Raw genomic sequence first — 26,652 nt, 5'->3', positions numbered from 1 at the left:
AAGCCATCAGCACTCGCTCTACGGTCTTACTTCGCCGCCAGGAAACCCGCTTCCTTGATGATGTCCTTGTGGCGCGTTTCATCGGCCGTCAGGAACTCGGTCAACTTCTGGCCCGTGAGGAAATCGTTCTTGAGCGCGTTCTTCTCCAGATACTCCTTCCACTCCGGCGTAGCCACGACCTTCTGCATCAGATCCACGTAGTACTTCTGCTGATCTGGCGTAACGCCACCGGGCAGCATGAACACACGCAGCATCTGGTATTGCACGTCCAGCCCCTGCTCCTTGCAGGTGGGGATGTCACCCCAGCTTTGCGTGCCGGTGATCTTGTTCGTGTACTGCATGCGATCCGGCGCAAACACGCACAGCGCGCGATGCTCGCCGGCGCGCCACTGACCGATTGATTCGGAAGGGTTGTTGACGTTGGAGTCGATATGCTTGCCCGAGAGCTGCGTCGCCGCTTCGCCACCGCCCTTGTATGGGATGTAGATGAAGCGCACGCCGGCCTTGCGCTCGACCTGCGCGGTGATGATCTGGTCCTCGCGCTTGGAGCTGGTGCCGCCCATCTTGAGCTTGCCCGGCTGTTTCTTCGCCTCGGCGATGTAGTCTGCCGGCGTCTTGTATGGCGCCTCGGCGTTGGTCCAGAGCACGAACTCGTCCATCGCCACCATGGCCACCGGCGTCAGGTCGCGCCAGTTGAAGGGCAACTGGCTGATCATCGGCACCGTGTAGAGCGCGGACGAGGTCACCAGCAGCTTATGCGCGTCACCTTTCGACGCCTTGGTGTCCATCAGCCCTTCGGCCCCGCTGGCGCCGGCCTTGTTCACGACGATCATCGGCTGGTTCATCAGCTTGTGCTTGGCGATGATGCCCTGGATGGAACGTGCCATCTGATCCGATGCCCCGCCCGCGCTGAACGGCACGACAACCTCGACCGGTTTGGTAGGCTCCCACGCAAACGCGGGGCTGGCCCACGCGACACCTAGCAACGAAGCGCACGCGAGGGCGCGTGCGGCATAACGCAACGTCATGGTCTGTCTCCTTTGGGTGGCGGCCGTGCGCTCTGTGGTGCATCGGCCTTGTAGTCGGGAGCGCCTCTGCTGGACGCTCTCTTCTTGCTGCTGCTTGAAACCTCAGGCCGCGCGCAGCGACGGCTGCGATGCCGCGGCGCGCAGGCTGTCCATGGCGGCCAGTACACCGCCTGCATGGTGCGGCACGCCCGCCAGTGCGAAGCCCATCTCCACGCCGGCCAGCGTGCCCATCAGCGTCAGGTCATTGAAATCGCCCAGATGCCCGATGCGGAAGACCTTGCCGGACAGCTTCGACAGGCCCTGCCCGAGCGACATGTTGAAGTGCTCGAGCACGATCTTGCGGAACGCGTCGGCGCTATGGCCTTCCGGCATCACCACGGCAGTCAGCGCCGGGCTGTACTCGGACGGGTTCTGGCACAGGATCTCGAGCCCCCATGCGTTGACGCAGGCGCGAGTGGCTTCGGCATGGCGGTGATGGCGCGCGAACACGTTCTGCAGGCCCTCTTCGAGCAGCATGTCGCACGCTTCCGACAGGCCATAGAGCAGGTTCGTGGCCGGCGTATAGGGCCAGAATCCGTTCTTGTTGGCTTCGATGATTTCATCCCAGCCCCAGAACGCCCTGGGCAACCTGGCCTTCGCCGATGCGGCGATCGCCTTCGCGCTGACGGCGTTGAACGAGATGCCGGGCGGCAACATCAACCCCTTCTGCGAGCCCGACACCGTTACGTCGACACCCCATTCGTCATGGCGATAGTCGACCGAACCGAGCGAGGAAATCGTATCGACCAGCAGCAGCGCGGGATGGCCAGCCGCGTCGATCGCGCGGCGCACCGCGGCGATGTCGGACGTCACGCCGGTCGAGGTTTCGTTGTGGACCACGCAGACCGCCTTGATCTCGTGGTTGCGGTCTTCGGCCAGGCGCGCGCCGATTGCAGCGGCATCCACGCCATGACGCCAGTCGCCCACGATGAACTCGGGGTTCACGCCGAGCTTGTCGGCCATCTTCTTCCAGAGCGACGCGAAATGGCCGGTCTCGTACATCAGCACCTTGTCGCCGGGGGACAACGTATTGACCAGCGCGGCCTCCCACGCCCCAGTCCCCGACGCCGGGTAGATCACCACGGGCTGGGTCGTCTGGAAGATCTTGCGGATGTCGGCCAGCACCTTCTTGCCCAGTTGCTGGAATTCGGGGCCCCGGTGATCAATCGTCGGGTAATCCATCGCGCGCAGCACGCGGTCGGGCACATTGGTGGGTCCGGGGATCTGCAGGAAATGCCGGCCACTGGGATGTGAGTTCAATCGGAGCATGTCGCCTCGTATCCTTATATTTGAATTTTGTATTCAAAAAACAGAGATGCACTGCGCGTCCGTCATGCGGGATAATGTTGGCGGACGCAAGTGCCTGCCTCTCCGCAATAAATCCTTATAAATCAATGGCTATCTGGATTTCATTGCACCGACTGCGTTGTTTCTGGCGCAACCTGATGCGCCAAATTGCAGTTCGAGCTTGCCCAAGATTAGGTTTTGAATACAATACTGTCAAGCCACACGATCCCTGATGAGCACAAACCCGACCACCCCTTCGCAAGCCGTCGACCGCCAGATCCTGCATGTGGCGGTAGCTCAGCGCCTGCGCACGATGATCATGGAGGGCGACCTCGCACCGGGCACGCGGCTCAACGAGCGCGTGCTGTGCGACTTGCTCCAGGTTTCGCGCACGCCGCTGCGTGAAGCCTTCAAGGTCCTGGCCGGTGACGGGCTGGTGACGCTGCTGCCGAACCGGGGCGCCGAGGTGGTGGTGCTGTCGCAGGAGGTGATCAACCACCTGTTCGAGATGATGGGCGCGCTCGAGGCGATGTCCGGCGAGCTGGCCTGCCAGCGCATCACCGATGCCGAGCTGAACGAGATCCGCGCGCTCCACTACGAAATGCTCGCTTGCCACGCGCGGCGGGACCTGCCCAATTACTACGCGCTGAACCGCCGCATCCATGACGCGATCAATGCGGCGGCGCGCAATCCGATCCTCGAGGAGACCTATCGACGCATCAACCTGCGCATTCAGGCGCTGCGCTTCCGCTCGAACTTCGATCAGGACAAATGGGACATGGCCGTGCGCGAGCACGGCGAGATGCTCGATGCCTTGTCGAAGCGCGATGGGGCCGCGCTGCGTGACATCCTGCGCGCGCACCTGCAGCACAAGCACGACGCGCTGATCGCCGAACTAGAACGCGCGCAGGACGCCGCCTGACCTGACGCGACACGCGCACCCGGTGCGCATCGTCGCAAGGCCATGACGGCGTCTCCCAGCGCACGCAACCGGAGACATAGAAGTCCATGGCCTTGCCAACCACCCCCAAGCCACCCGGCGTGCAACCGCTGCGCTTCATGCCCGGCGCGGCGGCACCCGCCCTGCAATCGCCGCTGTACCGGCGCCTGGCCGCCGAACTGCGCGGCGAAGTATTGTTCGATAACGCCAGCCGTGGCCGCTATGCCACCGATGCGTCGATCTACCAGGTCATGCCGATCGGCGTGGTGGTACCGCGCGACGAAGCCGATGCGCGGCTTGCGCTGGACATCGCCCGGGACTTCAAGGCGCCGCTGCTGCCGCGCGGCGGCGGCACCAGCCAGTGCGGGCAGACCGTGGGCGAGGCGCTGGTCATCGACAACAGCAAGTACCTGAACCAGATCATCGACTTCGATCCGGCGGCGCGCACGGTGACCGTGCAGCCCGGCATCGTGCTCGATCACCTGAACGCATGGCTCAAGCCCCACGGCCTCTGGTTCCCGGTCGACGTATCGACGGCCGCGCAATGCACGATCGGCGGCATGACCGGCAACAATTCGTGCGGTTCGCGCTCGATCCAGTACGGCAACATGGTGCACAACGTGCTCGGCGTCCAGGCCATCCTGGCCAGCGGCGAGGACGTGCGCTTCGATGCCAGCTGGCCGGCCGAGTCGGCGCCACACCGGGCCATTGCCGACGGCGTGCGCCGCATCGCCACGCGCGAACGCGACGCCATCGCGCAGATGTATCCAACCGTGCTGCGCCGCGTGGGCGGCTACAACCTTGATATCTTCGCGCCGCGCAGTGAACGGCCCTATACCACCGACGGCAGCGTCAATCTGGCGCATCTGCTCGTGGGATCGGAAGGCACCCTCGCCTACTTCCGCCACATCACGCTGCAACTCGCGCCACTACCGGCGCACAAGACCCTGGGTGTGGTGAATTTCCCGACGTTCTATCAGTCGATGGATCTCACGCGCCATATCGTGGCGCTGAAGCCGGCGGCCGTGGAACTGGTCGATCGCACCATGATCGATCTGGCCCGCAACAATCCCGCATTCCGCCCCGTGATCGACCGCGCGCTGGTGGGCGAGCCGGAAGCGATTCTGCTGGTTGAGTTCGCCGGCGAGGATCGCGCGGCCACGCTGCAGGGACTGGCCCAACTGGTCGAGCTGATGGCCGATCTTGGCCTGCCTGGCTCGGTGGTGGAAATGCCGGACCCTGGTCCGCAGAAGGCGCTGTGGGAAGTGCGCAAGGCCGGCCTCAACATCATGATGAGCATGAAGGGCGACGGCAAGCCGGTATCGTTCATCGAAGACTGCGCCGTGCCGCTCGAGCATCTGGCCGCGTACACGTCTCGGCTGACAGAAGTGTTTCACAAGCATGGCACGCGCGGCACCTGGTACGCCCATGCCAGCGTCGGCACGCTGCACGTGCGGCCAATCCTCGACATGCGGCGCGACGGCGCGGCCAAGATGCGAGCCATCGCCGAGGAAGCCGCCGCGATGGTGCGCGAGTACAAGGGCGCGTACTCGGGCGAGCATGGCGACGGCATTTGCCGCGGCGAATGGGTGGCCTGGCAGTTCGGCCCATCGCTGGCGCGCGCGTTCGAGGAGGTCAAGGCACTGTTCGACCCCGAGAACCGCTGCAATCCCGGCAAGATCGTGGGCACGCCAAAGATGGATGACACATCGCTGTTCCGTTTCCCACCGAGCTACTCGGTCAAGCCGATTCGGCCGGTGCTCGACTGGTCGGCATGGAACGTCACGCGGGACCCGGTCACCGAGGCCGAGAGCGCACCGGGCACCGGCACCGATCCGGCAAACGGACTGGCTGCCGCGGTGGAGATGTGCAACAACAACGGTCACTGCCGCAAGTTCGACGCCGGCACCATGTGCCCGAGTTACCGCGTCACACGTGACGAGCAGCACCTGACACGTGGCCGCGCCAACACGTTGCGGCTCGCCCTGTCCGGTCAGCTTGGCACCGAGGGACTGCTCGACGCCGCGGTCAGAGACACGATGGACCTGTGTGTCTCCTGCAAGGGATGCAAGCGCGACTGCCCGACCGGCATCGACATGGCGAAGATGAAGATCGAGGTGCGCGCCGCCAACGCCAGCGCAGGCCGGCTGCGCGCGCGTGACAGGCTCGTGGCCTTCCTGCCGCGCTATGCGGGCACCGCCAGCCGGCTGCGCTGGTTGTTCAACCTGCGCGACCGCGTGCCCGGCCTGCCGCAACTGACCGAACGCCTGCTCGGCCTGTCGGCCGGACGCTCGCTGCCCCGCTGGCAATCAGCGTTCCTGCGCGATGACTACGTGGCCCGGCCCGTCGGCGGCAAGGAAGTCGTGCTGTTCGTCGATACGTTCAACAATCACATGGAACCGGAGAACGCGCGCGCGGCGCAACGCGTGCTCGAAGCGACCGGATACACCGTGCATCTGTCGGGGGTTCCGGGCGAGCGGCCCTTGTGCTGCGGCCGCACGTTCCTGGCAGCCGGCCTGGTCGATGAAGCCAGGGCCGAGGCCCGGCGCACGCTCGATACGCTGCTGCCGTTCGTCTCGCGCGGCGTGGCCGTGGTGGGCCTGGAACCGTCCTGCCTGCTCTCCATGCGCGACGAATTCCTGCAGTACGGCTATGGCGACGCGGCGCGGCTGCTGGCGAACAATGCGTTCCTGTTCGAGGAGTTCCTGGTGCGCGAACATGCGGCCGGTCGATTCGCTCCCACGCTGAAGCCAATCGGCCGCACCGAGGCCCTGCTGCATGGGCACTGCCACCAGAAGGCGTTCGATGCCGTGCGGCCGGTGGAACAGGTACTCGGCTGGATTCCGGAACTCAAGACCTCGCTGATCGAATCGTCATGCTGTGGCATGGCGGGCAACTTCGGATACGAGGCCGAGCACCACGATGTGTCGATGAAGATGGGCGAGCTTGCGTTGCTGCCGGCCGTGCGCGGCGCCGATGCGCGGACGCTGGTGGTCGCCGATGGCACGAGCTGCCGCCATCAGATCCATGACGGCGCCGACAGGCAGGCGCTGCACGTGGCACGGGTGCTGGAGATGGCACTCGGGGCGTGAACCCGGTTGCGTGGCCCGATCGAAAAGGCGGACATGACGCAGTAGAATCGCGTCTCTCCCGTCCACATCGATCGTTCCACGCAACATGGCAGTCACGCGAAGCAGCAAACAGGCAACCTTGATCGGGCTTGTCGCGGTCCTATTCTGGAGCGCGATCGTCGGCCTGATCCGCGGCGTCAGCCAGAGCTTCGGCGCGACCGGTGGGGCGGCACTGATCTACACGGTCGCTTCGGCGCTGCTCTGGTTGACGGTCGGCCCGCCCCGGACGCGGGCGCTGCCTCGAATCTATCTGCTCTGGGGAAGCGTGCTGTTTGTTTCCTACGAGCTGTGCCTGTCGCTGTCCATTGGCTATGCCAATACCGGCAGGCAGGCCATCGAGGTCGGCATGGTCAACTATCTCTGGCCGTCCTTCACGATGCTGGCCGCCATCCTGTTCAATCGTCAGCGCGCCAACTGGCTGATCCTGCCAGGCTTTCTGGTGGCCCTGCTGGGTATTGCATCGGTGCTCGGTGGCGATCAGGGCCTGGACCTGCCGAGCATGGCCGCCAATATTCAGGACAACCCCCTCAGCTACGGCCTGGCCTTTGCCGGCGCGATGATCTGGGCGGGCTACTGCACGGTGACGAGCCGGTACGCGCAGGGCAAGAACGCGGTCACGCTGTTCTTCATGCTGACGGCGCTCGCACTCTGGGGGAAGTATCTGTTCACGGACGGCGAAACGATGGTCCTCAGCATGACGGGCGCGGTCTACCTGCTGCTGGCCGCCTGCGCCATGGGCTTCGGCTATGCCGCGTGGAACGTCGGCATCCTCCACGGCAATATGACGGTGCTGGCTGGCGCGTCGTACTTCATCCCGGTGTTGTCGGCCGCATTGGCCGCCACGCTGCTGCACGCACCGCTGTCGTTCGCATTCTGGAAAGGCGCCGCGATGGTGTGCGCGGGATCCATCCTTTGCTGGCTCGCAACACGTGGCAAGGGCGCTCGCTCAGCAGGTTCGTCAGGTTCTGACAACCCGACTTAGCGCGTGCCCCGAAACGCCGACGCGTCATATGCGGGAATCCCGACAATCGGCCAGAGGTAGCGCCGCGCGCACGCGCACATGCGCCATGCACGGCCGATGGATCACCCTGCGAGATATTTCACCCGGGTCACGAGTGCGGCTTTTCCGGATGCCTGGCAATCCTGACTAGACTGGAACTGGAGCGGATAACACTCCACTACCTGCAACCTGAACACATCCGCAAGGATGTTCAAGAAGGGGGCACCATGCTACAAGCCAGTGAAATCCAGACACGCTTTTCGCATCTGCAGCGCACGGTCAGCGAGACATCGAAGACCATCCACGCCGATTCGGCGATTCCCAAGGACTTGATGAGCTGCATGGACGAGCTCGACAAGGAATGCAAGTCCGCGAAGAAGATCATGTCGTCCCGCAACGAGGGCCGCATCCGTCAGTGCGTCGATGATCTCGAACGAATTGGCGATCGCGCCGAACGCGTTTGCCACGATACCGACGGCGTCCACCATCGGGTCATGGATGCAGTCAGCGCCATGCACCTCGAGCTTGCCGACCTGAAGCGCGACATGCACGAAATGCACTGAACCGCGAACGGCGGGGGCCTGGCCTGATCAGGCGAGGCCCCGCAAAGAGGAAAGGGCCGAGCCCTGCAACGCAGGACTCGGCCCCAGTCAGGCGACCCGGCAGACCACCCGGCCTGCCATGCCACGCTCCATCACTGCGGCACCAGTTCCAGCCTTTCCTTGCTTTCCTTCTCCACCGCCTTGCGCGAGTACAGCAGCGGGAAATACTCGCCCTTCGCCCACAGCGGCGCCAGATCGCGATAGTGCGGATTGGCCGGGTTGCCCGACTGGCCCGGTGTGTTCACCACGCGCGACGCATCCCAGTTGCCGACATCCACCACCATGCGGAACGACGCCCCTGCAGTGAGCTGGAAGTCGCTGTTGCGGTAGCTCGTATTCATCGGCGTGAACGAAGACCCGCCGATCGGCCCCGCATTCACGTCGAACTGCTGGCGCTGCGTCGCGTCGAGGATCGCATGCAGCGGATGCTCGAACACCGCCGTGTGAAGCTTGCCCCATTGCCAGGTCTTCGGGTCAGGGCCCAGCCTCTTCTCGACTTCGACCATGGCCGACTTCAGGGAGGCCAGCATGACGTCGTTGCGCTTCTCGACGCTCATCCAGCTGTCAGGCCGCTCCAGCACCGCGATCACGCGGCTCGGATCGCCAGCACCGACCAGCCGCGCGGCCTCCGGCGCGAGCGCGGCCCGCACCACCGCAGTACGCAGATGCTTGCTGAACCAGATCTCGAACAGCGCGGCGGGCGCGCTGTCGGCGCGCTCGTTGCCATCCCAGCCGCGCAGCAGATCCAGCCCGCGCTGAATCTGCGCATCGCTGCTGGTGAGTGGCTTGAGCAACGTCACCATCCGCTGCGCGGGCAGCGACACCGTGTCGTTCTGCCATGCCATCGAGTCCTCCACCGAACTGCGCGGATTGGCCGACACCAGCGCCCTGAGCCGGCGCGCGCGCGAGCTTTCGGCCCATTCGTAGCCGACGCCGAGCTTGGCTGCCGGGTGGTTGGGCGGGATCGTGTTCTCGTTGGCAGTGACCACGAATCCCGGCGCCGGATTGAACGCCCACGGCAGTTCGTCCATGTTGCGATAGCCGGCCCATTCGTAGCGTCCGTCCCCAGGCACCGGCATCAGGCCATCCCAGTTCGGCCGATTGACGGTCAACCCGCCCGGGAGCCAGCCGATATTGCCGAAGCGGTCCGCATAGACCTGGTTCTCGCCAGGAGCGCCCCAGCGGTTCATCGCCGCGCGGAACTGATCCCAGTTCTGGGCACGCATGTAGTCCATCGACCCGAAGTACGGTGCCATGCCGAGGTCAAGCCATGCCGCGCGCAGCGCCCAGGCGCGGTTGTTCTTCGTGTCGGCATAGAGCACCGGGCCGTGGCGCGTGAAGTCGATCGTGACCTTGCGCGGCGTCGCCTCGCCGCGCACCGCGATCTGCTCGGTCACCGTCTCCATCGGCTCCCAGCGGCCCTTGTACTTGTACTCGTGCGGCTGGGCGGGATCGGTCTCATAGGCATAGAGGTCTTCCTGGTCGATGTAGAACCGCGTCAGGCCGAAAGCAATCGTGCCGTTGTGACCGATGGAGATACCGGGCAGAAATGGCTCGCCCGCGCCGATTACCGACAGGCCTGGCGCGTTCAGGTGGGAGATATAGCGCAGGCTCGGCGCACCGTGCGCGCGATGTGGATCGTTGGCCAGGATCGGTCGCCCCGTGGCGGTGCGGCTGCCCGCGATCACCCAGTTGTTCGACCCCAGGCTGCGCGCGGTATCGCTCGACGCATCGACCGTCGCATAGAGCTGGTCCACCGGGATGTTCTCGGCACGCGTGCCCGATTGCCACACGTCCTTCGGGAAGCGCGGCGCGGCCGTGGCAAGCTCATACGCCTTGCGCAACTCGGCAGCGGGGACCGTGCACGGGTCGAGCCCGTCTGGCACCTTCGGCTCGATCTGCGGATCGAGTTCGCGGCGAACCCAGTCCGCCCGCACCGCGTTCGGCTTCGCGTAGCAGAAGATCTGCGCCCGGTCGATCTCGCCAGTGAGGTTCAACGTCAGCCCGTGATGACGGATACGCACGATATCCTCGGCACGCCAGCGCGACGGCTTGTAGTTGATCAGCTTGAACTCGGGAGGCAGCAGTTCCGGATGGGCCTCGGTCTGCGCGATGTACGCATTGACGCCCGCCACGAAGGCCTCGGCCACACGTTTGGCATCCGATCCATAGGCCAGCCATTCGCGGTACATATCGCCACGGAACAACACGGCGCGCGCCATGCGATCGCCTTCCACATAGGCCGGACCGAAGTCTTTCGCCATTTCGCCCAGCCCACGCTTGCGCCACAGATCGATCTGGAACAGCCGGTCCCGCGCGGCCACGAAGCCCTGCACAAAGAACGCGTCATAGAGCGTGTTGGCGTAGATATGCGGCACGCCCCAGCGGTCGATCAATACCGTTGCAGGCTTTTCCAGCCCGGGGACGGCGAACTTGTCCGGGCCGGCCGCCAGCGCGGGGGCGGTGGATGCGGCGGCAAGCCATGCCGCGGTGACTGCGGTGCGCCGCAGGGAACGGGTCGGGCGAAACATCGGATCTCCTCGTCGGATGCAGACCTGCGAGGATAGCGGAATGTGACGCTGCCGGCGACGCTGCGCCGCCGCAAATCATGCTGTCCGCAATGGCTTCCACGGCGTCAGCGATGTGACACCGACGACATCAGTACACGTCGCGGCGATAACTGCCTGCTTCGGTCAGTCGCTGTAGTGTGGACTCACCGAGGATGCGCAGGAGCGCGTCCTGCACGCCAGCGGCCATGCCCTGCAGGCTGCCGCAAACGTAGATCGACGCACCCTGCTCCACCCACGCAGCGATCGTCGCCGCTTGCGCGAACACGGCGTCCTGCACGTAGCGCGGCATCGCGCCATCGCGCGACCATGCATGGTCGATCCGCTGCAGCACGCCCTGCGATAACCACGCCTGCAATTCCTCTGCGTGGAAGCTATCGTGCGCGGCGGAGCGCTCGCCGAACAGCAGCCAATTGCGGTGATGGCCCGCCTCCGCGCGCGCCTTGATCAGGGCACGCAGGCCCGCAAGGCCGGTACCGTTGCCGATCAGGACCAGCGGCCGGCCGTCTTCGGGCGGATGGAAGCTGCGATTGGTGCGGACGCGCAGCGCGATCGACGCGCCCTCGCGCGCGAATTCTGTCAGCCAGCCAGAGGCGAGCCCAAGCCGCCCATCGGCATGACGGGTCTGACGTACCAGCAATTCCAGCCGGCCGTCAGCGGGCAGCGATGCGATCGAGTACTCGCGGTGCGGCAGCGCGGGCAATGCGTCGACCAGTCGCTGAGGTGTGAATCCGGTCAATATATCCAGTTGGCTATCGGGCAGCGGCAGCCGCGTGGCCAACGCCTCGGACAAGGTCATCGGGCGACTGTCGCAACGGACCGGTGCGGTTCCGTCGAGCGACAGGCGAGCCAGCAACCGGTCTACGACGTCTGGCGGTTGGCATGGACCAATCTCGGCAATATCGCCGGCGCGCCATGTCAGTTGCGACGCGTCCTCGGGTTCGAGCGCCAGATGAAAGGCCGCCTCGCCCTGACTGCCCGGATTGAGCAGTCTGCGCTCCACCAACCGCCAGCGGCCATAGCGCGGGCGTTCCCAGTCCGCGATTTCCGCACCACCGCTCAACGCGGACAAATGGTTCTGCCAGTGGCGCAACGCGCCGGGGTCGCCGTTGTCGACCTCGACCCTGTCGAACAACGGCTGTGCATGATGGCTCTCCAGCCAGCCCGACAGCGCGCGGCCGAACGCGCAGAAGTGCGCGTAGCTGCTATCGCCCAGCGCGAGGACGCCATAGCGCAACTGGCGCAGCGCATCGGGCGTGGTGCCGGCCAGCAAGCGGCGCGCGAACCCCGACGCCATGTCTGGCGCATCGCCCTCGCCCGTGGTGCTGACCAGGAACAGGGCCTGATCGCACGCGGCCAGACGCGCACCATCGAGTTCGGCAAAGGACACGAGTTGCACCGGCCGACCCGCGCCTTGCAACGCGTGGGCAGTTTGCACGGCGAGTTGTTCGGCAAAACCGGTCTGACTTGCGTAGGCGACGAGCGTCGGACGCGCGTCTTCACTCGCGATATCGGCGAGCGCCGCACGGGCGGCACGGCGGCGGCGATATCCGTCGAGCACGCCCCAGCAGAAGCCAACGTATCCGATGACCACGCCGGCTGCCATGGCATCACGACCGCGCGCGACCACGGACAGCGCCACGCCAGCGACAAGCATTGCCCACGGTAGAAGACGCATCATGTTTGCATTGCGGCGAAGGCCGGGGTGATCCGCTCATCGAAGCCGTGCGGCGTGCGCACCAGGAAGCGGGCAGCCAGGCCCTGGCGCGTGGCGAAAGTGATACCGGCTTCTGGCCCGAGCACAGTCAATGCGGTGGACAGCGCGTCGGCCATCATGCATTCGCGATGAAGCACCGTAACGGACGCCAACGCATGCGCGGCCGGGTAACCGGTGCGTGGATCGATCGTATGCGCGTACCGCCGTCCATCGTGTTCGAAGTAGCGGCGATAGTCACCCGACGTGGCGATCGACAGGCCGAGCAACGCCACCAGCGTGCGCAGCGTGCGTCCAGTCCCGCCCTCGGCAGTGGCAGATGCCGAAGGGGACTCCAGTTCGATCCACCACGGCATCCCATCCGGCTTCAGCCCCTGGCCGCGCAACTCGCCGCCGATCTCGACCAGATGATGCGGCACGCCCTGGGCCAGGAGATAGCGCGATACCGCATCGACGGCAAACCCCTTCGCGATCGCGCAGAAATCGAGTGACAGTCCGCCCGGCTGGCGCGCGAGACGCGCCGATGCGTCGATCTCGATCCGTTGCCAACCGCAATGCTGGCGCGTCCGTGCCACGTCATCGGCCGTAGGCGCGGTGTGCCGCTTGCCAGCCGGGCCGAAGCCCCAGAGATCGACGAGTGGGCCGGCGCTGGGATCGTAGGCGCCACCGCTGTCACGCGCGGTGTCCAGCGCCGCCTGCAGGACCGTGAAGCAATCCTCGGGCAGCGTGACCCAGGCACTGGCGTCGGCCCGATTGAAACGGCTCAGGTCCGATATCTCGGACCAGTTGCTCATCTGCGCGATAACCTCGTCGAGCACCGCGCGGATGCCTGCCTCCAGGCCGCCGCCGTCCTGCCCGAGCGCCAGCACGGCGCGGACAGCCCAGGTCGTCCCCATCGTCTCGCCCGCCCACTGCGCGATCGAGCCTTGCGGCTCGGGCACGGGCGGTGGTGGGTCCAGCGTGACGGGGATGAGAACGCGATTCATCGGCGATATCGTAGCGGCCGTCTTACTGCGGCAGCACTTCCACCGTCACCGCGTAGGTAACGCGACGAACCGTGGCGGGCTTGACCGATGCCTTCTGGTCGCGCAGTTCGGCTTCCATCCAGTACATGCCGGCAGCCGGCCACTTCACCGAGAACTTGCCGTCGGCGTCGGTGGTCGTGTCGAACTCGTTGAGACGATCGCGATAACGAACGCCGCCTGGCACCACGGAAACCGTCTGGTTGGCAGCCGGCTTGCCGTCGAGCAGCAGACGGAAGCTGGCCGTCTCGCCCGCGGCAAGGTCGTTCGGATGGGTGATCGGCGCCAGCTCCAGGCCGCGTCCGGTGGTCGTCAATGCCTGCTTCGACGGCTTGCCGCTGGTGACATACGATTCCACGCGGCTGGCCATCTCGGTGACTTGCAGTTCCTGCGCATTGGCGGGGACGTTCGCGGCCAGGGCATCGGCAGCACCGCGCCAGCGCTTGGTCTGTCCGTTCTCCTTCCAGCTCGCGAACAGGCCCTGGTTGACCACGGCAATGCGGTACGTGCCCGGCTGCGCCAGCGGCACGTCGAACGTGCTGCGGTACTTGCCAGTCGACGCATTCTCGGGCTTCACCGCCGCGCCATCGGGGCCGGTGACCACAAGGTTGTCCAGACGCATCGGCATGTGTTCGAAGTAGAACAGGTCGTTGGACACCGCGGCGTCCACGGTCACCCACTGGCTACCGCCGGACAGCACGGTGGTGGACGGCAGCAGCCACTGGCGATGGGCGTGGGCGGCCAGCGGCGCCAGCGCAGCCAGCGCGAGGACTGCAACGCGGGTGGAAAGTCGGGTGGAGAAGCGGGCAGGCTTGTTCATCGTCAGGCTCCGGTCAGATCAGTTCAATGCGTTTGCGGTGATTGGCGCGGCTCACGGCTTCAGGTCGAGAGTCACGCTGCCGAGCTCATGCTCGCCCTTTGCGCCCGCGCTTTGCGCGGCCTTGGGCGGCCATGCGAACGGCACACGCACGAGTTCGCGTCCGCCCACTTCGCGCGCGGCTTCCACCACGAGCTGGTAATCGCCGGCTGGCAGCTTGCCCAGCGGCGCCTTGCCATCGCTGAACGTCAGCGCGTGCTCGCCGGGAGCGCGCGTGGCACCCGATACGCCATCGGCCGGAAGCTGCATGTCGCGGCCGGCCTTGCGCCACCACTGCCGCATGTCCTTGAGCCACTTCGTGCCCTGGCTTTCCTTGTTCTTCGCGTCGTACCAGACCGCCAGCGTCGTCACCGGACTCTGGTCGGCACGCTCGATCCACATGGATACGTAGGGACGGTGGTACTCGGCCACGTTCAGGCGGGGAATTTCCACCTTGACGTTCATGTCGGCGGCCATGGCGGGTGCCAGCGGCGCTGCGGCAAGGCCGGTTACGGTGACGGTCAGGAGTCGGCGCATGTCGAAACTACCTTTCTCGGTTGCAAATCAGTGAATGAACAGGATGGCCAGCAGCAGCGGCACAACGAGCCCCGCGCCCACCAGCGGCCAGGTGGCCATGCGGCCCCCGGCATGAAGCTTGAGCAGGAACAGCCCGGTGACGCTGAAGATCAGGCAGGCCAGGGCGAATATGTCGATGAACCAGCTCCATGCATGGCCCGTGTTGCGGCCCTTGTGCAGGTCGTTGAAGTAGGAAATCCAGCCCCGCGATGTCACTTCGTACTGGACCTCGCCATCTTCGAGCGCAACGCTGAGCCACGCATCGCCGCCGGGGCGTGGCAGGCCAACGTAGATCTCGTCGGCGGACCATTCGGCCTCGCGTCCTGCCGCCTCGATATCCATCGTCTTTGACAGCCAGTCAGCCAGCACGCGCGGCACCGGTCCCTTCTGGTCCTTCTGGTCCTTCTGGTTTCCCGTCGATGCGTTCGCGAGCGCGGCGCGCTTCAGCGCGTCCAGCAGTTCGCGCGGCGCGGTCTCGTGGCGCGTGACGACCGAAGGCGAGGCCTCGATCTGCCCCGCGTGATTGAGCGTGAATCCCGTGACGGCGAACATCAGCATCCCGATCAGGCAGATCGCGGAACTGATCCAGTGCCACTGGTGAAGATGCTTGAGCCAGAAGGCGCGGCGCTGCTGGCTGGAAGCTGGCGTGGATTCGGTCATCGGGGATGTTCTGGGCAAGCGTGATCTGGCGGAGAGGCTGCCGCATCGGCGGCATGTCGAAGACGCCACACTCGCGCGGGAAAAACGAAGGAGATGGTAATGGTTCTCATTTAAAAGAACAACCACTTGAAGGCTTCGGATCGGGCTCGTTGATTACGGTTCGTTACGCGGCACCCTCAAACCTCTTGCAACGTGCTGCATGGCAGAAATCAAAGCGGCGCGCGCATCACTATTACCTATCAGTGGTATTTCCCGATCAAGTTTGACGATGACGCCGCCGTTATGGCCGGTCAGAGAGGACGCGCGAAGACAAACCATACAAAGACCCGAAAGCGCCCCAATCAACAACCGATGTGAACGGAGGATAAGGATGTTGCATAACCTGAGCCTGAGAAAGAAGCTCATGCTGCCGCTGGTGCTGAGCTGGGTCTGCCTGCTGGCCATCACGCTGTGGAACGCATGGCAAATGCGAGAACTGCGTCAGCAGGATCGAGAGTTGACGCTGCAACAGGTCACCGACACGGCCAACTCGGTCGTGGCCGAGTACGAAGCCATGGCGCGCGCAGGCAAGCTGAGCACCGAGGAAGCCCAGAAGCAGGCACTCGACCGCGTGCGAGTGATGCGTTTTGGCGGCGATGGCTACTTCACCGTGATGAGGTCCGACGCTGTCGTTCTGATGCACGCGATCAAGCCCGAACTCGATGGCAAAAACATGTCGGAGATGAAGGACCCTAACGGCGTCTATCTGTTCCGCGATATCGCACGGATCGGCAAGACCGCCGGCAAGGGCTTCCTTGAGTACGCCTGGCCCAAGCCAGGCGCCGAGGCGCCGCAGCCCAAGCTGAGCTATGTGCTGAATTTCAAGCCGTGGGACTGGAACTTCATCGCCGGTTTCTACATGGATGACATCCAGGCCGAGTTCCGCGCGTCGCTCTGGAAAGCGCTCGGCTGGCTGCTGGGCGTGGGCGCGCTGATGACCGTGGTGATGGTGCGCGTCTCCGCCAGTCTGCAGAAGCAGCTTGGCGGCGAGCCATCGCTGACCTCGGAGATCGCCGCGCGCATCGCCGAAGGCGATCTTGCTTCGCACGTGAACGTGGCGCCGAACGATCGGGAAAGCGTGCTGTACAACATGCAGCAGATGCAGGGGCGGCTGACGGGGGCCATCGGCCAGATTCGCGGTTCGGCGGACGCGATCGCAGGCGCCGCCAAGCAGATTGCGGCCGGCAATGTCGACCTGTCACGCCGCAGCGAGGAACAGGCAGCATCGCTCGAACAAACCGCGGCCAGCATGGAAGAGCTGACCGGCACGGTTCGCCAGAGCGCTGACAACGCCCGTCAGGCGGCGCGGCTGGCCGAAGGCGCATCGGAGATCGCTGTACGCGGCGGAGCGATCGTGCACCAGGTGGTGGACACGATGGGCGAGATCAAGGCGGCGTCCAGCAAAGTGGTGGACATCATCGGCGTCATCGAGGGCATTGCATTCCAGACCAATATCCTGGCGCTGAACGCGGCGGTGGAAGCCGCTCGCGCCGGCGAACAGGGACGCGGCTTTGCGGTGGTGGCCGGCGAGGTGCGCAGCCTGGCCCAGCGTAGCGCCACGGCGGCCAAGGAGATCAAGGGATTGATCGACAACTCGGCGCAGCGTGTCGAGGATGGCTCGGTGCTGGTCGAAGACGCGGGCAAGGCGATGGGAGAAATCGTCGAGGCTGTGAAGCGCGTAACCGACCTGATGGGCGAAATGCGCGCAGCCACTGAAGAACAGACTGGCGGGATCGAGCAGGTCAACCAGGCAGTCTCACAGATGGACCAGATGGCGCAGCAAAATGCGGCGCTGGTGGAAGAAGCAACCGCCGCCGCGGCCTCGCTCGAGGATCAGGCCGATGCACTGCACCGTGCGGTCGGCCAGTTCAGGCTGGCGGGTGCGCTATAGGAATGGCCTTTGGGGGAGCACGGCGCACGCGCTTCAGATGCGGGCGGTTCGCTCCTCTCTCCAGCCTCGCGGGAGCAGGGAACACCGATGGAACATGCTGACGACGAATCCCTGCCGCTTCCTCGCAACAAAAAACGCCGCCCACGAGGGCGGCGTTTTTGCATCGATTGACGACTCGCTGACAGGTTACTTGCTGTTCGTGTTGTTCATCGCCGAGAACTGCTGGGTCAGGTAGTCCTTGGTGCGGTTCATCTGCGAGACTGCCAGGTCCAGCGCCTGGAACTGCTTCTGGACGCGCTTGATATTGGCATCGATGTGCTCCGACATCGAGTCATAGCGCTTGCCGAGATCCTTCACGCTCTGCTCGATACCCTTGGTCGCGGAGGTCAGCGGGCCGTTGGTACCGGTCATGGTATCCACCGCTTCAGACAAGCGGCGCGCGATCCCACCCTTCGTGCCGTCGCCGCCGAACAGCGCGGTCACGTCAGCCAGGTTTCCGGCCAACGCGGCATCCAGCTTCTTGGTGTCCACCGACATCGTGCCGTCCTTCTGCAACGTCACGCCAAGCTGGGCCAGCGTTGTCGCGGCGCCATCGCGCATCCCGGCTTCAGGGGTGTTGAGTACCGAGCGCAGCGTCGACTGGATACCGCGCAGCACGCCGTCACCGGTCAGAGCCGCCTTGGTACCGCTCTTCACGTCGAAGGCAGTCAGCTGCTTGGCGGCCGTCTGGAGGTTGTTGTAGGCAGCGGCCAGCCCCTGCACCGCAGCCTTGATACTGTCGAGGTCCTGCGTCAACGTCATCGACGTGGTGCCCGTCTTCTTGAGCGTCATCGTGACGCCCTGCGCGGCATCGGTCACCACATTGCTGGCGCTGGTGATGGCGATATCGTTGATGGTCAGTTGTGCATTCGTGGCACGCACCACTTCCTTCATGCCGCCGGCTTGCGGGCCGGCCACCGGATCGTATCCAGCAAGCGCCTGCAGTTCCGGTGACGAACCGGTGATGCGCATGCTCATCGCCTCGCCGGTCTTCTCCGAATTGAGCACCAGACGATAAGGTGTGCCGCTGCCGTCGTTGATGATGCTGGCCTTGACACCCATATTGGCCTTGTTGATCGCATCACGAATACCTTGCAGCGTCTGGTTGCTGCTGTCGATCGTCACGGTCTTGGCGGAGCCCGCGGTCGGCGTGAACGTCGGGTTCACGTATGTGCCGTATGTCGGCGATGCCGGGTCGGCGTCGTATCCGCCCGTCACGCCGAACTCGAAGGTCAGCGTGCCAGTGCCGATGACCGAATCCTGCTTGAGCTGGCCAGCGCCCGCCAGGGATTGGGCCTGTGCCAGGCTCTTGACGTTTACGTTGTAGTTGCCGGAAACCGCATTGGTGCCAGTGGCGACGGTCATCACATCGCTGTTACTGACCTGCGCCTTGACGGCGCCGAACGTATCGAGCTTGGCAAGCGAGTTGGCGGAAGCCTGGAAGGCCGACAACATGCTCTTGATCGTGCCATATCCGGATAGCTTGGCCTGGTAGGCCGTATTCTGGGTCTCCAGCGCCTTCAGCGGCAGGCGTTCCGCCGTCGCAAGCTGATCCAGGAGCGTACCCAGTTGCATGTTGGAGCCAATGCCGAGGAAATCGAGTGCAGCCATTTTCTTCAGGTCCTTCGCCGTGCGTAACTTCGATGTGATTCACCCAGACAGGCAAATGAATGTCTTTACATCCAAGGTTTACGGCGCTCGAAAGTGGCTCTTTAGCGTTTTTCGTACAAAGGCGATACAAAACAGATACACAAAGGGCGGCAACGGGTCGAACGTGAGTGCTCGCTCACACGCTATGGCTAATACGGAGGGGGACGTCTTCAGACGTCGCCTGTGTGCTGAAGCGCAGCCAGACAGAAGGTGGCGACGGTATCCGCCATCTGCTCGACGGCCCCGGGGGCCGCCGAAATGGCCCGGAAGCGGTCGTGCGTGGCCGTCAGGGTGGCCAGACCATGCGCGGCCGTCCAGACACAGAACGCCAGTTGTTCATGTGTCAGCGCGCCGGGTTCACGTCCGCCCAGACATGCAACGACGGTTTCTCGCACCCGATCGAACGAACCGGACGAGGCTTCCTGAAGCTCGGGATATTCGTCACGGCGTTCTATCGCCGGGCCGAACATCAGGTGAAAGCGCGCCGGGTACATGTGCGCGAATTCGGCGTAACCGACCAGCAGCGCACGCAGCTTGTTGGCCGGGGTATCGCGCGGAATCAGGCGCGCGCGATTGCCCTGGAAGGCGCCCAGTTCCCGGAACGCCTGCGCAGCGATGGCCGCGAGCAGGCCGTTGCGGTCCTGGAAATGGTGTGCCGGCGCGCCCGGCGACACGCCGGCCAGCTTGGCGGCTTCGCGCATGCTCATCGCCGCGATGCCTTGCGTATCGAGCAGGTGGAGTCCCCACGCGATCAGCGAGGCACGCAGGTCGCCGTGATGCCATTGTCCGGCGGGCTTGGTCGTGCCACCCGCCACCTTGCGCGTGCCGCCCTTGCGCCCGCCGTTCTGTTTCGTGCCGCCTTCGTTCATCCCTCTCGCTATCCCGCTACCCAGTTGCCATGGAAGCCGAACGGCACGCGCTGCGGCAGCTCGACGGTTGCCAGCGGACCGCGCGCGACATGCCGCGCATCGAACACCAGCAATTCGCTGCATTGTGCCGCAGCCCGCCACACCACCGCCAACAGCCAGCCATCGCCTTCGCCGCCGGGAGCGCCATCATGAGCGCCACCACGCGGCGCGATCACCGGCTCGGACGTGATATCGCCCGGCGGCAGCCAGTAGGCGTCGCGCGTGCCGTCCTGCATGTCCAGGTGCATGATGCCGTTGAGCGCGCCTTCGCCGTACTCGGGATGCGACGCGGCGAACCATCCGTGACGATAGCGGAAACCCGAAACGCGGTCGTCGATGCGTGGAAACTCCCCCGCCGTATCGTCGAGCCGTTCGGCGGTGAACCGGCGTATGTCCGACGCAAGATCGAACGTCCAGCGCGTCAGGTACGCCTGCTGCCGGGCGGGATCTCCTGGCGAGCCGTCGGCGTGGGGGAACAGGGGTGGTTCGTCGTAGACCATGACGTCCGCCAGAATGCGTTGTCCCCCTTCGCCTTCCTCCCACGCGTTCATCACATGGAACACGTAGCAGGCAGGGCCCTCGAACCACCGCACGTCGTCGGCGCCGCCACCACGCGGCAGGATGCCGATCATGGCGGGCTTCTCTGGCTCCCATGCATAGCCAGGGCCGCCGCGCTCCACGCGTGCAAGGCTGCCGGTCAGCGGCAGCACGGGGATCAGCAGATGACCCGGCGTGGCCATGAAGTCGTGGATCATGCTCGGGTACGGCGCCTGCAGACGCGCGTAATGCGTCAGGCGGCCCTGTGCATCGATCGCGCCAACCTGCACGCCCGGCGTGAGCTTGCCGTCGGCGTTGTAGCCGAAGAACAGTAGTTCGCCAGTGCGGGGGTCGGTCTTCGGATGCGCGGTGAACGGCCCCTTCAGCGGGCCATATTCCATATAGCCAAGCGTGTCGATCGCTTGAGGCGTCACAGCGGTTGGCAGGTGCGCTTCCTCAAGCGCCAGCAGCGCGCCGCCGTGCCAGATGATGTTGGTATTGGCCACGCCGCCATCGCTGCCCGACCACTCCGGCGCATCGGGCAACTTGCCGGCGAAAGCGCGGAATAGCGGACGCCCGGCACGATCCTCGTCACGCCACTTGGGCGTCCGCACCCAGCGGTTGCGGTAGGACACGCGCCCATCGTCGATGGCAAACACATGCACCATGCCGTCGCCACCGAACCAGTGGGCCTCGGGCTGCGGAAAGCGTGGGTTCGGGCCGATGCGATACAACGTGCCCTGCAACCCCGCTGGCAACACGCCACGCACGGGAAGATCGCTTGCATCGACTTCCTGCGTGACGGGCGCGAAGTTATCCACCTCACCCATGTCACCCGCTGCACCTTCCACTTTGGACAAGCTATCTTCCATGCGCGCCCCCATAACTAAACAGTGAATAGTTTGAGAAGTATCGGTGGCGAGTGCCCAGACGTCAAGGAAGGATTCGGCGAAGGCCGCTGACCGCACATTCCCCGACTTTGACGAGTGTCAATTCTCTGCCGCACCTGCCTGGCCTAGACTGACTGGATCACCGCCCGCGAGGCTGCGGGCGGCCTTTCAGGCCAACCAGAAGGAGTCTCGACATGGCAGGCATGCAAGCTGCGGTTTTTCAGGGGCCCGGCAAGATCGTGCTACAGGAAAAGCCGATCCCGGCCGTCGGCCCCACCGACGCACTGATCCGCATCACCACCACCACGATCTGTGGCACCGATATCCACATTCTCAAAGGCGAGTATCCGGTAGAGCGGGGTCTGACGATCGGTCACGAGCCGGTGGGCATCATCGAGAAACTCGGCAGTGGCGTGACCGGTTATCGCGAGGGTCAGCGCGTCATCGCGGGCGCGATCTGCCCCAGTTTCTACTCCTACGCGTGCCAGGACGGTTGCGCGTCGCAGGACGGACAAGCCCACTCGCACGGCTACAAGCCCATGGGCGGCTGGCGCTTCGGCAATACGATCGACGGCACCCAGGCCGAATACGTGCTCGTGCCGGACGCGCAGGCAAACCTCGCGCCCATCCCCGACGGGCTGACCGACGAGCAGGTATTGATGTGTCCCGACATCATGTCCACGGGCTTCTCCGGCGCGGAGCACGCCAATATCAAGATCGGCGATATCGTTGCCGTGTTCGCGCAGGGTCCGATCGGACTGTGCGCGACGGCTGGCGCCCGCCTGCGTGGCGCGTCGCTGATCATCGCCGTGGATGGGATCGATGACCGCCTGAACATCGCTCGTCAGATGGGTGCCGATGTCACGCTGAACTTCCGCAATACCGACGTAGTGCAGGAGATCCTGCGCATTACGGGCGGCCGTGGCGTCGACGCGTCGATCGAAGCACTCGGCACGCAGTCCACCTTCGAATCGGCCCTGCGCGTGCTTAAGCCCGGCGGCACGCTGTCGAGTCTTGGCGTCTATTCCAGCGACCTGAAGATTCCCCTGGACGCCTTCGCGGCCGGTCTGGGCGATCACCGCATCATTACGTCGCTGTGCCCGGGGGGCAAGGAAAGGATGCGCCGGCTCATGAACGTGATCGAAACGCAGCGGATCGACCTCGGCCCGCTGGTCACGCACCGCTTCAAGCTCGCCGATATCGAGGCCGCCTACGACCTCTTCGGACACCAGCGCGACGGCGTGCTCAAGGTAGCCATCACGCCTTGACGCCCGGCAGGCCCCCTGCCTGCCAAACCCGCCAGTTCCACAAGCCTGCCCCGGGCGTGTTACGTGACACGTAACACGCCCGGGGTTTCTTTTGGCGTGCCGGCGCGGCTTTTGCGTGCCCGCGCATATGGAATGCTTCTTGCGGTCTGATTGCTCGCAGTCAAATAACTACAGAAACAAAGGGGAGCAATCATGAGGGCAACCGTGGTCGAATTTCGCCCGCTGGTCGGGCTTGGCATCCAGCGGATTCTCAATCGCATTGCAGACGTGGACGACAGCAGCGTCATCACGCCACGGCCAGAGACCCCGTGTTCTCTGCACGGTACCGAGTTGCTGGTACTTGGCGCCTTGCCGCGCGGCGCCAATATCGACATGCACCAGTTACTGGAAACCGCATCGGCCGTGCGCTGCGTGCTATTCCTGGCGCATGGCGGCGAAGTCCAATGGATGCCGCCCAACCCGTTCGCGCCGCTATTGTCGTGGCTGCCCGAGCACGCGAGTGCCGTTGAGATCGAATGTGCGCTACGCGCCTTGATCGCCTGCGCGCAGGCCGGCATTCACGCGCTGGCGCCAACTCTGCCGATTGCGCCGGCTACCCCGATTGCCGTGCCAACACCGGTAGGCGTGCACGGCAGCACGCGGGTGCCGGCATACATTTGCGAAGCGCGGCTGCTCAGGCTGACCCTGCGCCAGTACGAGGTGCTCGTGCTGCTGTCGCGAGGACTCTCGGTCAAGTCCATCAGCAGACAACTACGTATCTCCGTCCCGACCGTGAAAAGCCATACGTTGCAGCTCTATCGGCGACTCGCGGCCAAGAACAAGTCGGAGGCGGTCTTCATGGCGCGCGAGAAGGGCGCCGCACTGGCGACCGTCTCGTCCGATCCATGACACCCGTTACCGTTACCGCTCAAACGATGACATGCATGTCATGCGTCTACGGATACACGACCAGCGTCGGCCTGGCGTGACGATGCGAAGCCGGCAGAACGGGCGGCAAGGGTTGGCTGGTGAGCGCGCCGCTTGCTCCAGCCGACTTCACCACCGTCACTGGCACGGAAGTCTTGCGCATGATGCCCGAGGCAAGTCCGGCGCCGAAGCATGCCTTGATTCTCGACCACAGGTTCACGCCGATCACGATGCCATCGCAGTTCAAAGCCGTCGCCGCGCTAGCCACCGCTTGCGCCGGGCTGCCGACGCCAATCATCGCGGTATAGCGCACGCCGGAATCGTCGAGGATATTGCTCGCCTGCTCCAGCGCGCACTCACCATCCTGCGATTCCTGCTCGCGCAATGCCGCAAGCGAGTGAAAGGCGCTGGCCCGCGAATGCTCCAGCGGCGGCTGCACGTTCAGCAGCACCACCTCGGCCACGCCGCTCTCTCGATACAGGAACGCCGCATGGCGCACCGCGTCGAGCGCGCATTCCGAGCCATTCACCGGCACTAGTATCTTGATCATGATCTCCTCGGTCCATCCATATCCCTGACTCAAGGGTAAGCATGTGCTTATAGATATCGGATCAAAGGATTGCGGCCCGCAGTAAAAAGCCCGTAAAAATTTTCCCGCGCTGGCCGACCTCGTCCCTCCCGGTACGCTCACCCGCCGTGGCCGAGCCAAATTGCATGCGGACGATGGGCAGAAATTGGTTCTCGCATTACACTTTGCCCAATCAATGAGGCAATAAGCCAGACCCATGGACGATACCGACCGACAACTCATTGCCTTGCTGCGGGATGACGCTCGTATGCCCGTGGTGACGCTTGCCAGGAAGCTGCGCGTGGCGCGAGCCACGGTGCAGAACCGTCTGGCAAAACTGGAGAGCGAGGGGACGATCGTCGGCTACACGATCCGGTTGCGCCCCGAGGCCGAGGCGTTCCGTATCCGCGCCATCATGAGCATCGAGATCGAGGGCAACCACAGCGAGGACGTGCGGCGTGAATTACGCGGTCACCCGAACGTCGTGGCGCTGCACACCACCAATGGCCGCTGGGACCTGATGGCCGAACTGCGCGCGGATACGCTGGAGGCATTCGACCGCATTCTCAGTGCCATCCGCCTGATCCCTGGCATTGCCAATACTGAGACCAGCATCCTGCTTTCAACACTGAAGCTATAGGTGCCTGCCAGACCCGGCCTCAATCCACTGCCTCGGCAAGCGCGGCGTCGAACATGGCGGCGGTCAGTCCAAGCAGCAGTGCAATGGCAGACGCGATAAACCAGCGTACGGTCCTGCGATACTCGGACACCTCGTCGTCCTCAATGCGCAACGCGCGGAACAGCGACAGAATCTGCAGTGCCACGGCGGAGACGAGGCAAAACGCGGCGAACAACGCTCGGACGCTCCACTTCCCGGGGCTCTCGAAGCCCCAGAAACGCCAGAAGGCCAGCGAAAAACCCAGCAGCACGGTAATGGCCGTGATAATGCCCTGGCGATAGCCGGCCGGCACCATCTGCGGTTTGGGGCGGCTAACGGCATCTTCAGCGTCGTCTGCAGATTTATGCATTGATGGCCTCCAGGATCAGCGTTGGCCTAGTTGCTCGATGCCCTGTAGTCTAGCCCGCGCAATCGCCATGAACGCCGCTGCTATCCTGTCGCGTCAGTCACTGCCGCGGCAACATCGAACGCACGGCCGTGCCTTCGCGTACACCGCCGCGGGCGGTCTCTCGCCTGATGTGTAAATCGGTTTGACTTCGCGGCCTCCGTGGCAGATTGTGAGGAAGGCCGAGCTCCCTCCCTCGCGCGGAACCTGTACGTTCCGCCCACCCCCATCCCTGACACACAGTCGATGCTGGCGCTGACTGCCGGCCATCCTTTTGTGGATGGCTCGAAGCGTGTTCAGTCGAAGCAGCCGTCACGTCCGCGTCGCGCAGGCCGGTATCCGTGGAAGGCGCCGTCCCATCCGTGCATTGCTGCAGCAATCGCTGCGGCAGGTCGTCGCAATACGTCGTGAAGAAGGAGCTGCTGATGCATCCCAGAGCCTACCTGCCCATCACTTTGGGGCAACCGCTGGCTGTCGGCGCCATCGCGCTGATTGCAGGCGCTGCCGCTTACGCCCAACCCACGGCCACACCGGAGCAGAAGTTCCCGCCCGGCTATCTCGAAGCCGTCTCCACCGGCTACGAGAACGGCCAGACCACCACCTCGCCATCGCCGCCCGGCCAAGCCGTGACCGGACCGGCGGCACCACTGTCGCAGGCATCGTTCCTCGTCCCGCCAACACAGGCGACAACGACGTCCACCCAACCTCAGAAGAGCAAGAAACACCACTGAAGGCAGTGTGAAAGATCGATGCGTTCCGGCCAGGGGCGCATCGACGCAGGTAGACCTTTCCGTATCACGCAACCCCTGGATCCCGCATCACGGGCTCCAAATCTCAATTAATCCATCGCATTAAGAATGTCTTGCCCGCGATAAGGCTTCGGGCAACACGCCTTGTCGCCTTGCGATGAAGAACGTGCCGGCCGATCGTTTCTGGTCAGTCAGTGTCTACAACGCCGAAGGCTACTTCCAGTAGAAGCCCGGCCAACGCGTACCCCCTCAGCCCTACAAGTTCCCGGAAGCCCAACCGGCGGAGTGATCTACACCGAATACGTCTGTGCCCGCAAGCCACCTGCCGAAGGGGAGACAACGGGTACTGGTGCATGGCTAAATGACCCCATCGTGAATTGACCCCACGATGCAAGCATCTCGCCCGCGATCCCCCGATTTCGCGGGCGTTTTTTTTGCCGTTTTTCAGTCAATTCAAATTGACTTGTCGCAGATACAACCCAACCCGTCACTGCCTGACTTCCCTTTTTCCGACAATACGGAAAGCCCCCTAGGGATTTCACTGAGTTCGGCGTAAAAGACTCTTATACATCACAAGATGATGTTTCCCGAAAGGTTCGCGCAAGGCTAACGAAAGGCGATTGGAAGACGCTCCTTATAGATTCCCCCAGATCCAACGAGCCGCCGGTTCCTGCCACCAGGGTTCGCGGCCGTTGGCATTCTGAAAGGTAGGAGGAGAGCA

At 64.3% G+C, this 26,652-nt stretch carries 23 protein-coding genes; 10 read left to right on the top strand and 13 right to left on the bottom strand.

Going from position 1 to position 26,652, the window contains the following annotated elements; genetic code table 11:
• Positions 1–26: 26 nt before the first annotated feature.
• The gene (locus D769_RS01900) at positions 27–1,028 is read right to left on the bottom strand and encodes a tripartite tricarboxylate transporter substrate binding protein (RefSeq protein ID WP_008641542.1); all 1,002 of its coding nucleotides are present in this window, start codon (positions 1,026–1,028) and stop codon (positions 27–29) included.
• A gap of 102 nt (positions 1,029–1,130) precedes the next feature.
• On the bottom strand, positions 1,131–2,336 hold the full coding sequence (locus tag D769_RS01895) for an aminotransferase class V-fold PLP-dependent enzyme (RefSeq protein ID WP_008641541.1): 1,206 nt from the start codon (positions 2,334–2,336) through the stop codon (positions 1,131–1,133).
• A 250-nt stretch (positions 2,337–2,586) separates the two neighbouring features.
• On the opposite strand from D769_RS01895, the gene D769_RS01890 reads away from it, so the two are divergent.
• The 4 genes from D769_RS01890 to D769_RS01875 all read left to right on the top strand — a co-directional run bounded on the left by D769_RS01890 (position 2,587) and on the right by D769_RS01875 (position 7,988).
• Complete coding sequence (locus tag D769_RS01890; RefSeq protein ID WP_008641540.1) at positions 2,587–3,276, top strand: GntR family transcriptional regulator; 690 nt, start codon at positions 2,587–2,589, stop codon at positions 3,274–3,276.
• 86 nt (positions 3,277–3,362) lie between these two features.
• Entirely contained in the window at positions 3,363–6,386 is a 3,024-nt protein-coding gene (locus D769_RS01885) for an FAD-binding and (Fe-S)-binding domain-containing protein (RefSeq protein ID WP_008641539.1), read from the top strand.
• 85 nt (positions 6,387–6,471) lie between these two features.
• Positions 6,472–7,407: an aromatic amino acid DMT transporter YddG gene (gene yddG / locus D769_RS01880; protein WP_040010827.1), complete on the top strand. Its 936-nt coding sequence runs from the start codon at positions 6,472–6,474 to the stop codon at positions 7,405–7,407.
• A gap of 245 nt (positions 7,408–7,652) precedes the next feature.
• Positions 7,653–7,988 carry a hypothetical protein gene (locus D769_RS01875; protein WP_008641537.1) on the top strand — a complete coding sequence of 112 codons (336 nt, stop codon included), beginning with the start codon at positions 7,653–7,655 and terminating at the stop codon, positions 7,986–7,988.
• A 131-nt stretch (positions 7,989–8,119) separates the two neighbouring features.
• Here the strand turns inward: D769_RS01875 and D769_RS01870 are convergent, their stop codons facing one another.
• The 6 genes from D769_RS01870 to D769_RS01845 form a co-directional block, all read right to left on the bottom strand.
• Complete coding sequence (locus D769_RS01870; RefSeq protein ID WP_008641535.1) at positions 8,120–10,558, bottom strand: penicillin acylase family protein; 2,439 nt, start codon at positions 10,556–10,558, stop codon at positions 8,120–8,122.
• Between the two features lie 127 nt (positions 10,559–10,685).
• Positions 10,686–12,275 (bottom strand): sulfite reductase flavoprotein subunit alpha, encoded by a 1,590-nt coding sequence (locus D769_RS01865; protein WP_008641534.1) that lies wholly within the window; start codon positions 12,273–12,275, stop codon positions 10,686–10,688.
• On the bottom strand, positions 12,272–13,294 hold the full coding sequence (locus D769_RS01860) for an FAD:protein FMN transferase (RefSeq protein ID WP_008641533.1): 1,023 nt from the start codon (positions 13,292–13,294) through the stop codon (positions 12,272–12,274). The genes D769_RS01865 and D769_RS01860 overlap by 4 nt, the downstream gene beginning before the upstream one ends.
• Before the next feature lie 22 nt (positions 13,295–13,316).
• A complete protein-coding gene (locus D769_RS01855; protein ID WP_008641532.1) occupies positions 13,317–14,150 on the bottom strand; it encodes a DUF4198 domain-containing protein in 834 nt (277 codons plus the stop codon).
• Positions 14,151–14,201: 51 nt separating this feature from the next.
• Complete coding sequence (locus D769_RS01850; protein ID WP_008641531.1) at positions 14,202–14,723, bottom strand: DUF2271 domain-containing protein; 522 nt, start codon at positions 14,721–14,723, stop codon at positions 14,202–14,204.
• Between the two features lie 27 nt (positions 14,724–14,750).
• Positions 14,751–15,422 carry a PepSY-associated TM helix domain-containing protein gene (locus D769_RS01845; protein ID WP_008641529.1) on the bottom strand — a complete coding sequence of 224 codons (672 nt, stop codon included), beginning with the start codon at positions 15,420–15,422 and terminating at the stop codon, positions 14,751–14,753.
• 5 nt (positions 15,423–15,427) lie between these two features.
• On the opposite strand from D769_RS01845, the gene D769_RS31710 reads away from it, so the two are divergent.
• Both D769_RS31710 and D769_RS01840 read left to right on the top strand, forming a co-directional pair.
• A complete protein-coding gene (locus D769_RS31710) occupies positions 15,428–15,688 on the top strand; it encodes a hypothetical protein (protein WP_152414908.1) in 261 nt (86 codons plus the stop codon).
• Between the two features lie 104 nt (positions 15,689–15,792).
• Complete coding sequence (locus D769_RS01840; RefSeq protein ID WP_035882781.1) at positions 15,793–17,352, top strand: methyl-accepting chemotaxis protein; 1,560 nt, start codon at positions 15,793–15,795, stop codon at positions 17,350–17,352.
• Between the two features lie 186 nt (positions 17,353–17,538).
• On the opposite strand, the gene fliD is transcribed toward D769_RS01840, so the two are convergent.
• The 3 genes from fliD to D769_RS01825 form a co-directional block, all read right to left on the bottom strand.
• A complete protein-coding gene (gene fliD / locus D769_RS01835) occupies positions 17,539–19,002 on the bottom strand; it encodes a flagellar filament capping protein FliD (RefSeq protein ID WP_008641527.1) in 1,464 nt (487 codons plus the stop codon).
• A 209-nt stretch (positions 19,003–19,211) separates the two neighbouring features.
• A complete protein-coding gene (locus tag D769_RS01830; protein ID WP_008641526.1) occupies positions 19,212–19,910 on the bottom strand; it encodes a TetR/AcrR family transcriptional regulator in 699 nt (232 codons plus the stop codon).
• Positions 19,911–19,918: 8 nt separating this feature from the next.
• Positions 19,919–21,337 carry a carotenoid oxygenase family protein gene (locus D769_RS01825; RefSeq protein WP_241227832.1) on the bottom strand — a complete coding sequence of 473 codons (1,419 nt, stop codon included), beginning with the start codon at positions 21,335–21,337 and terminating at the stop codon, positions 19,919–19,921.
• A gap of 233 nt (positions 21,338–21,570) precedes the next feature.
• On the opposite strand from D769_RS01825, the gene D769_RS01820 reads away from it, so the two are divergent.
• The gene (locus D769_RS01820) at positions 21,571–22,644 is read left to right on the top strand and encodes an NAD(P)-dependent alcohol dehydrogenase (RefSeq protein ID WP_008641520.1); all 1,074 of its coding nucleotides are present in this window, start codon (positions 21,571–21,573) and stop codon (positions 22,642–22,644) included.
• A 192-nt stretch (positions 22,645–22,836) separates the two neighbouring features.
• Entirely contained in the window at positions 22,837–23,532 is a 696-nt protein-coding gene (locus D769_RS01815) for a LuxR C-terminal-related transcriptional regulator (RefSeq protein WP_008641518.1), read from the top strand.
• Between the two features lie 46 nt (positions 23,533–23,578).
• Here the strand turns inward: D769_RS01815 and D769_RS01810 are convergent, their stop codons facing one another.
• Positions 23,579–24,100 (bottom strand): universal stress protein, encoded by a 522-nt coding sequence (locus D769_RS01810; protein ID WP_008641516.1) that lies wholly within the window; start codon positions 24,098–24,100, stop codon positions 23,579–23,581.
• Positions 24,101–24,335: 235 nt separating this feature from the next.
• Between D769_RS01810 and D769_RS01805 the strand changes: the two genes are divergently transcribed.
• Positions 24,336–24,758, top strand: coding sequence for an Lrp/AsnC family transcriptional regulator (locus D769_RS01805; protein WP_008641514.1), 423 nt, complete (start codon positions 24,336–24,338; stop codon positions 24,756–24,758).
• A 19-nt stretch (positions 24,759–24,777) separates the two neighbouring features.
• Here the strand turns inward: D769_RS01805 and D769_RS01800 are convergent, their stop codons facing one another.
• Positions 24,778–25,146, bottom strand: coding sequence for a hypothetical protein (locus D769_RS01800; RefSeq protein ID WP_035882786.1), 369 nt, complete (start codon positions 25,144–25,146; stop codon positions 24,778–24,780).
• Positions 25,147–25,607: 461 nt separating this feature from the next.
• Here D769_RS01800 and D769_RS01795 point away from each other — a divergent pair, with 461 nt between their 5' ends.
• Positions 25,608–25,913: a hypothetical protein gene (locus tag D769_RS01795; RefSeq protein ID WP_051705389.1), complete on the top strand. Its 306-nt coding sequence runs from the start codon at positions 25,608–25,610 to the stop codon at positions 25,911–25,913.
• The last annotated feature ends 739 nt before the right edge of the window (positions 25,914–26,652 follow it).

It is taken from the genome of Cupriavidus sp. HMR-1 (genome assembly GCF_000319775.1).
Classification (GTDB): Bacteria; Pseudomonadota; Gammaproteobacteria; order Burkholderiales; family Burkholderiaceae; genus Cupriavidus; species Cupriavidus metallidurans.
Note: the sequence above shows the minus strand (reverse complement) of the source record. Positions and strands in the feature narration are given on the sequence as shown.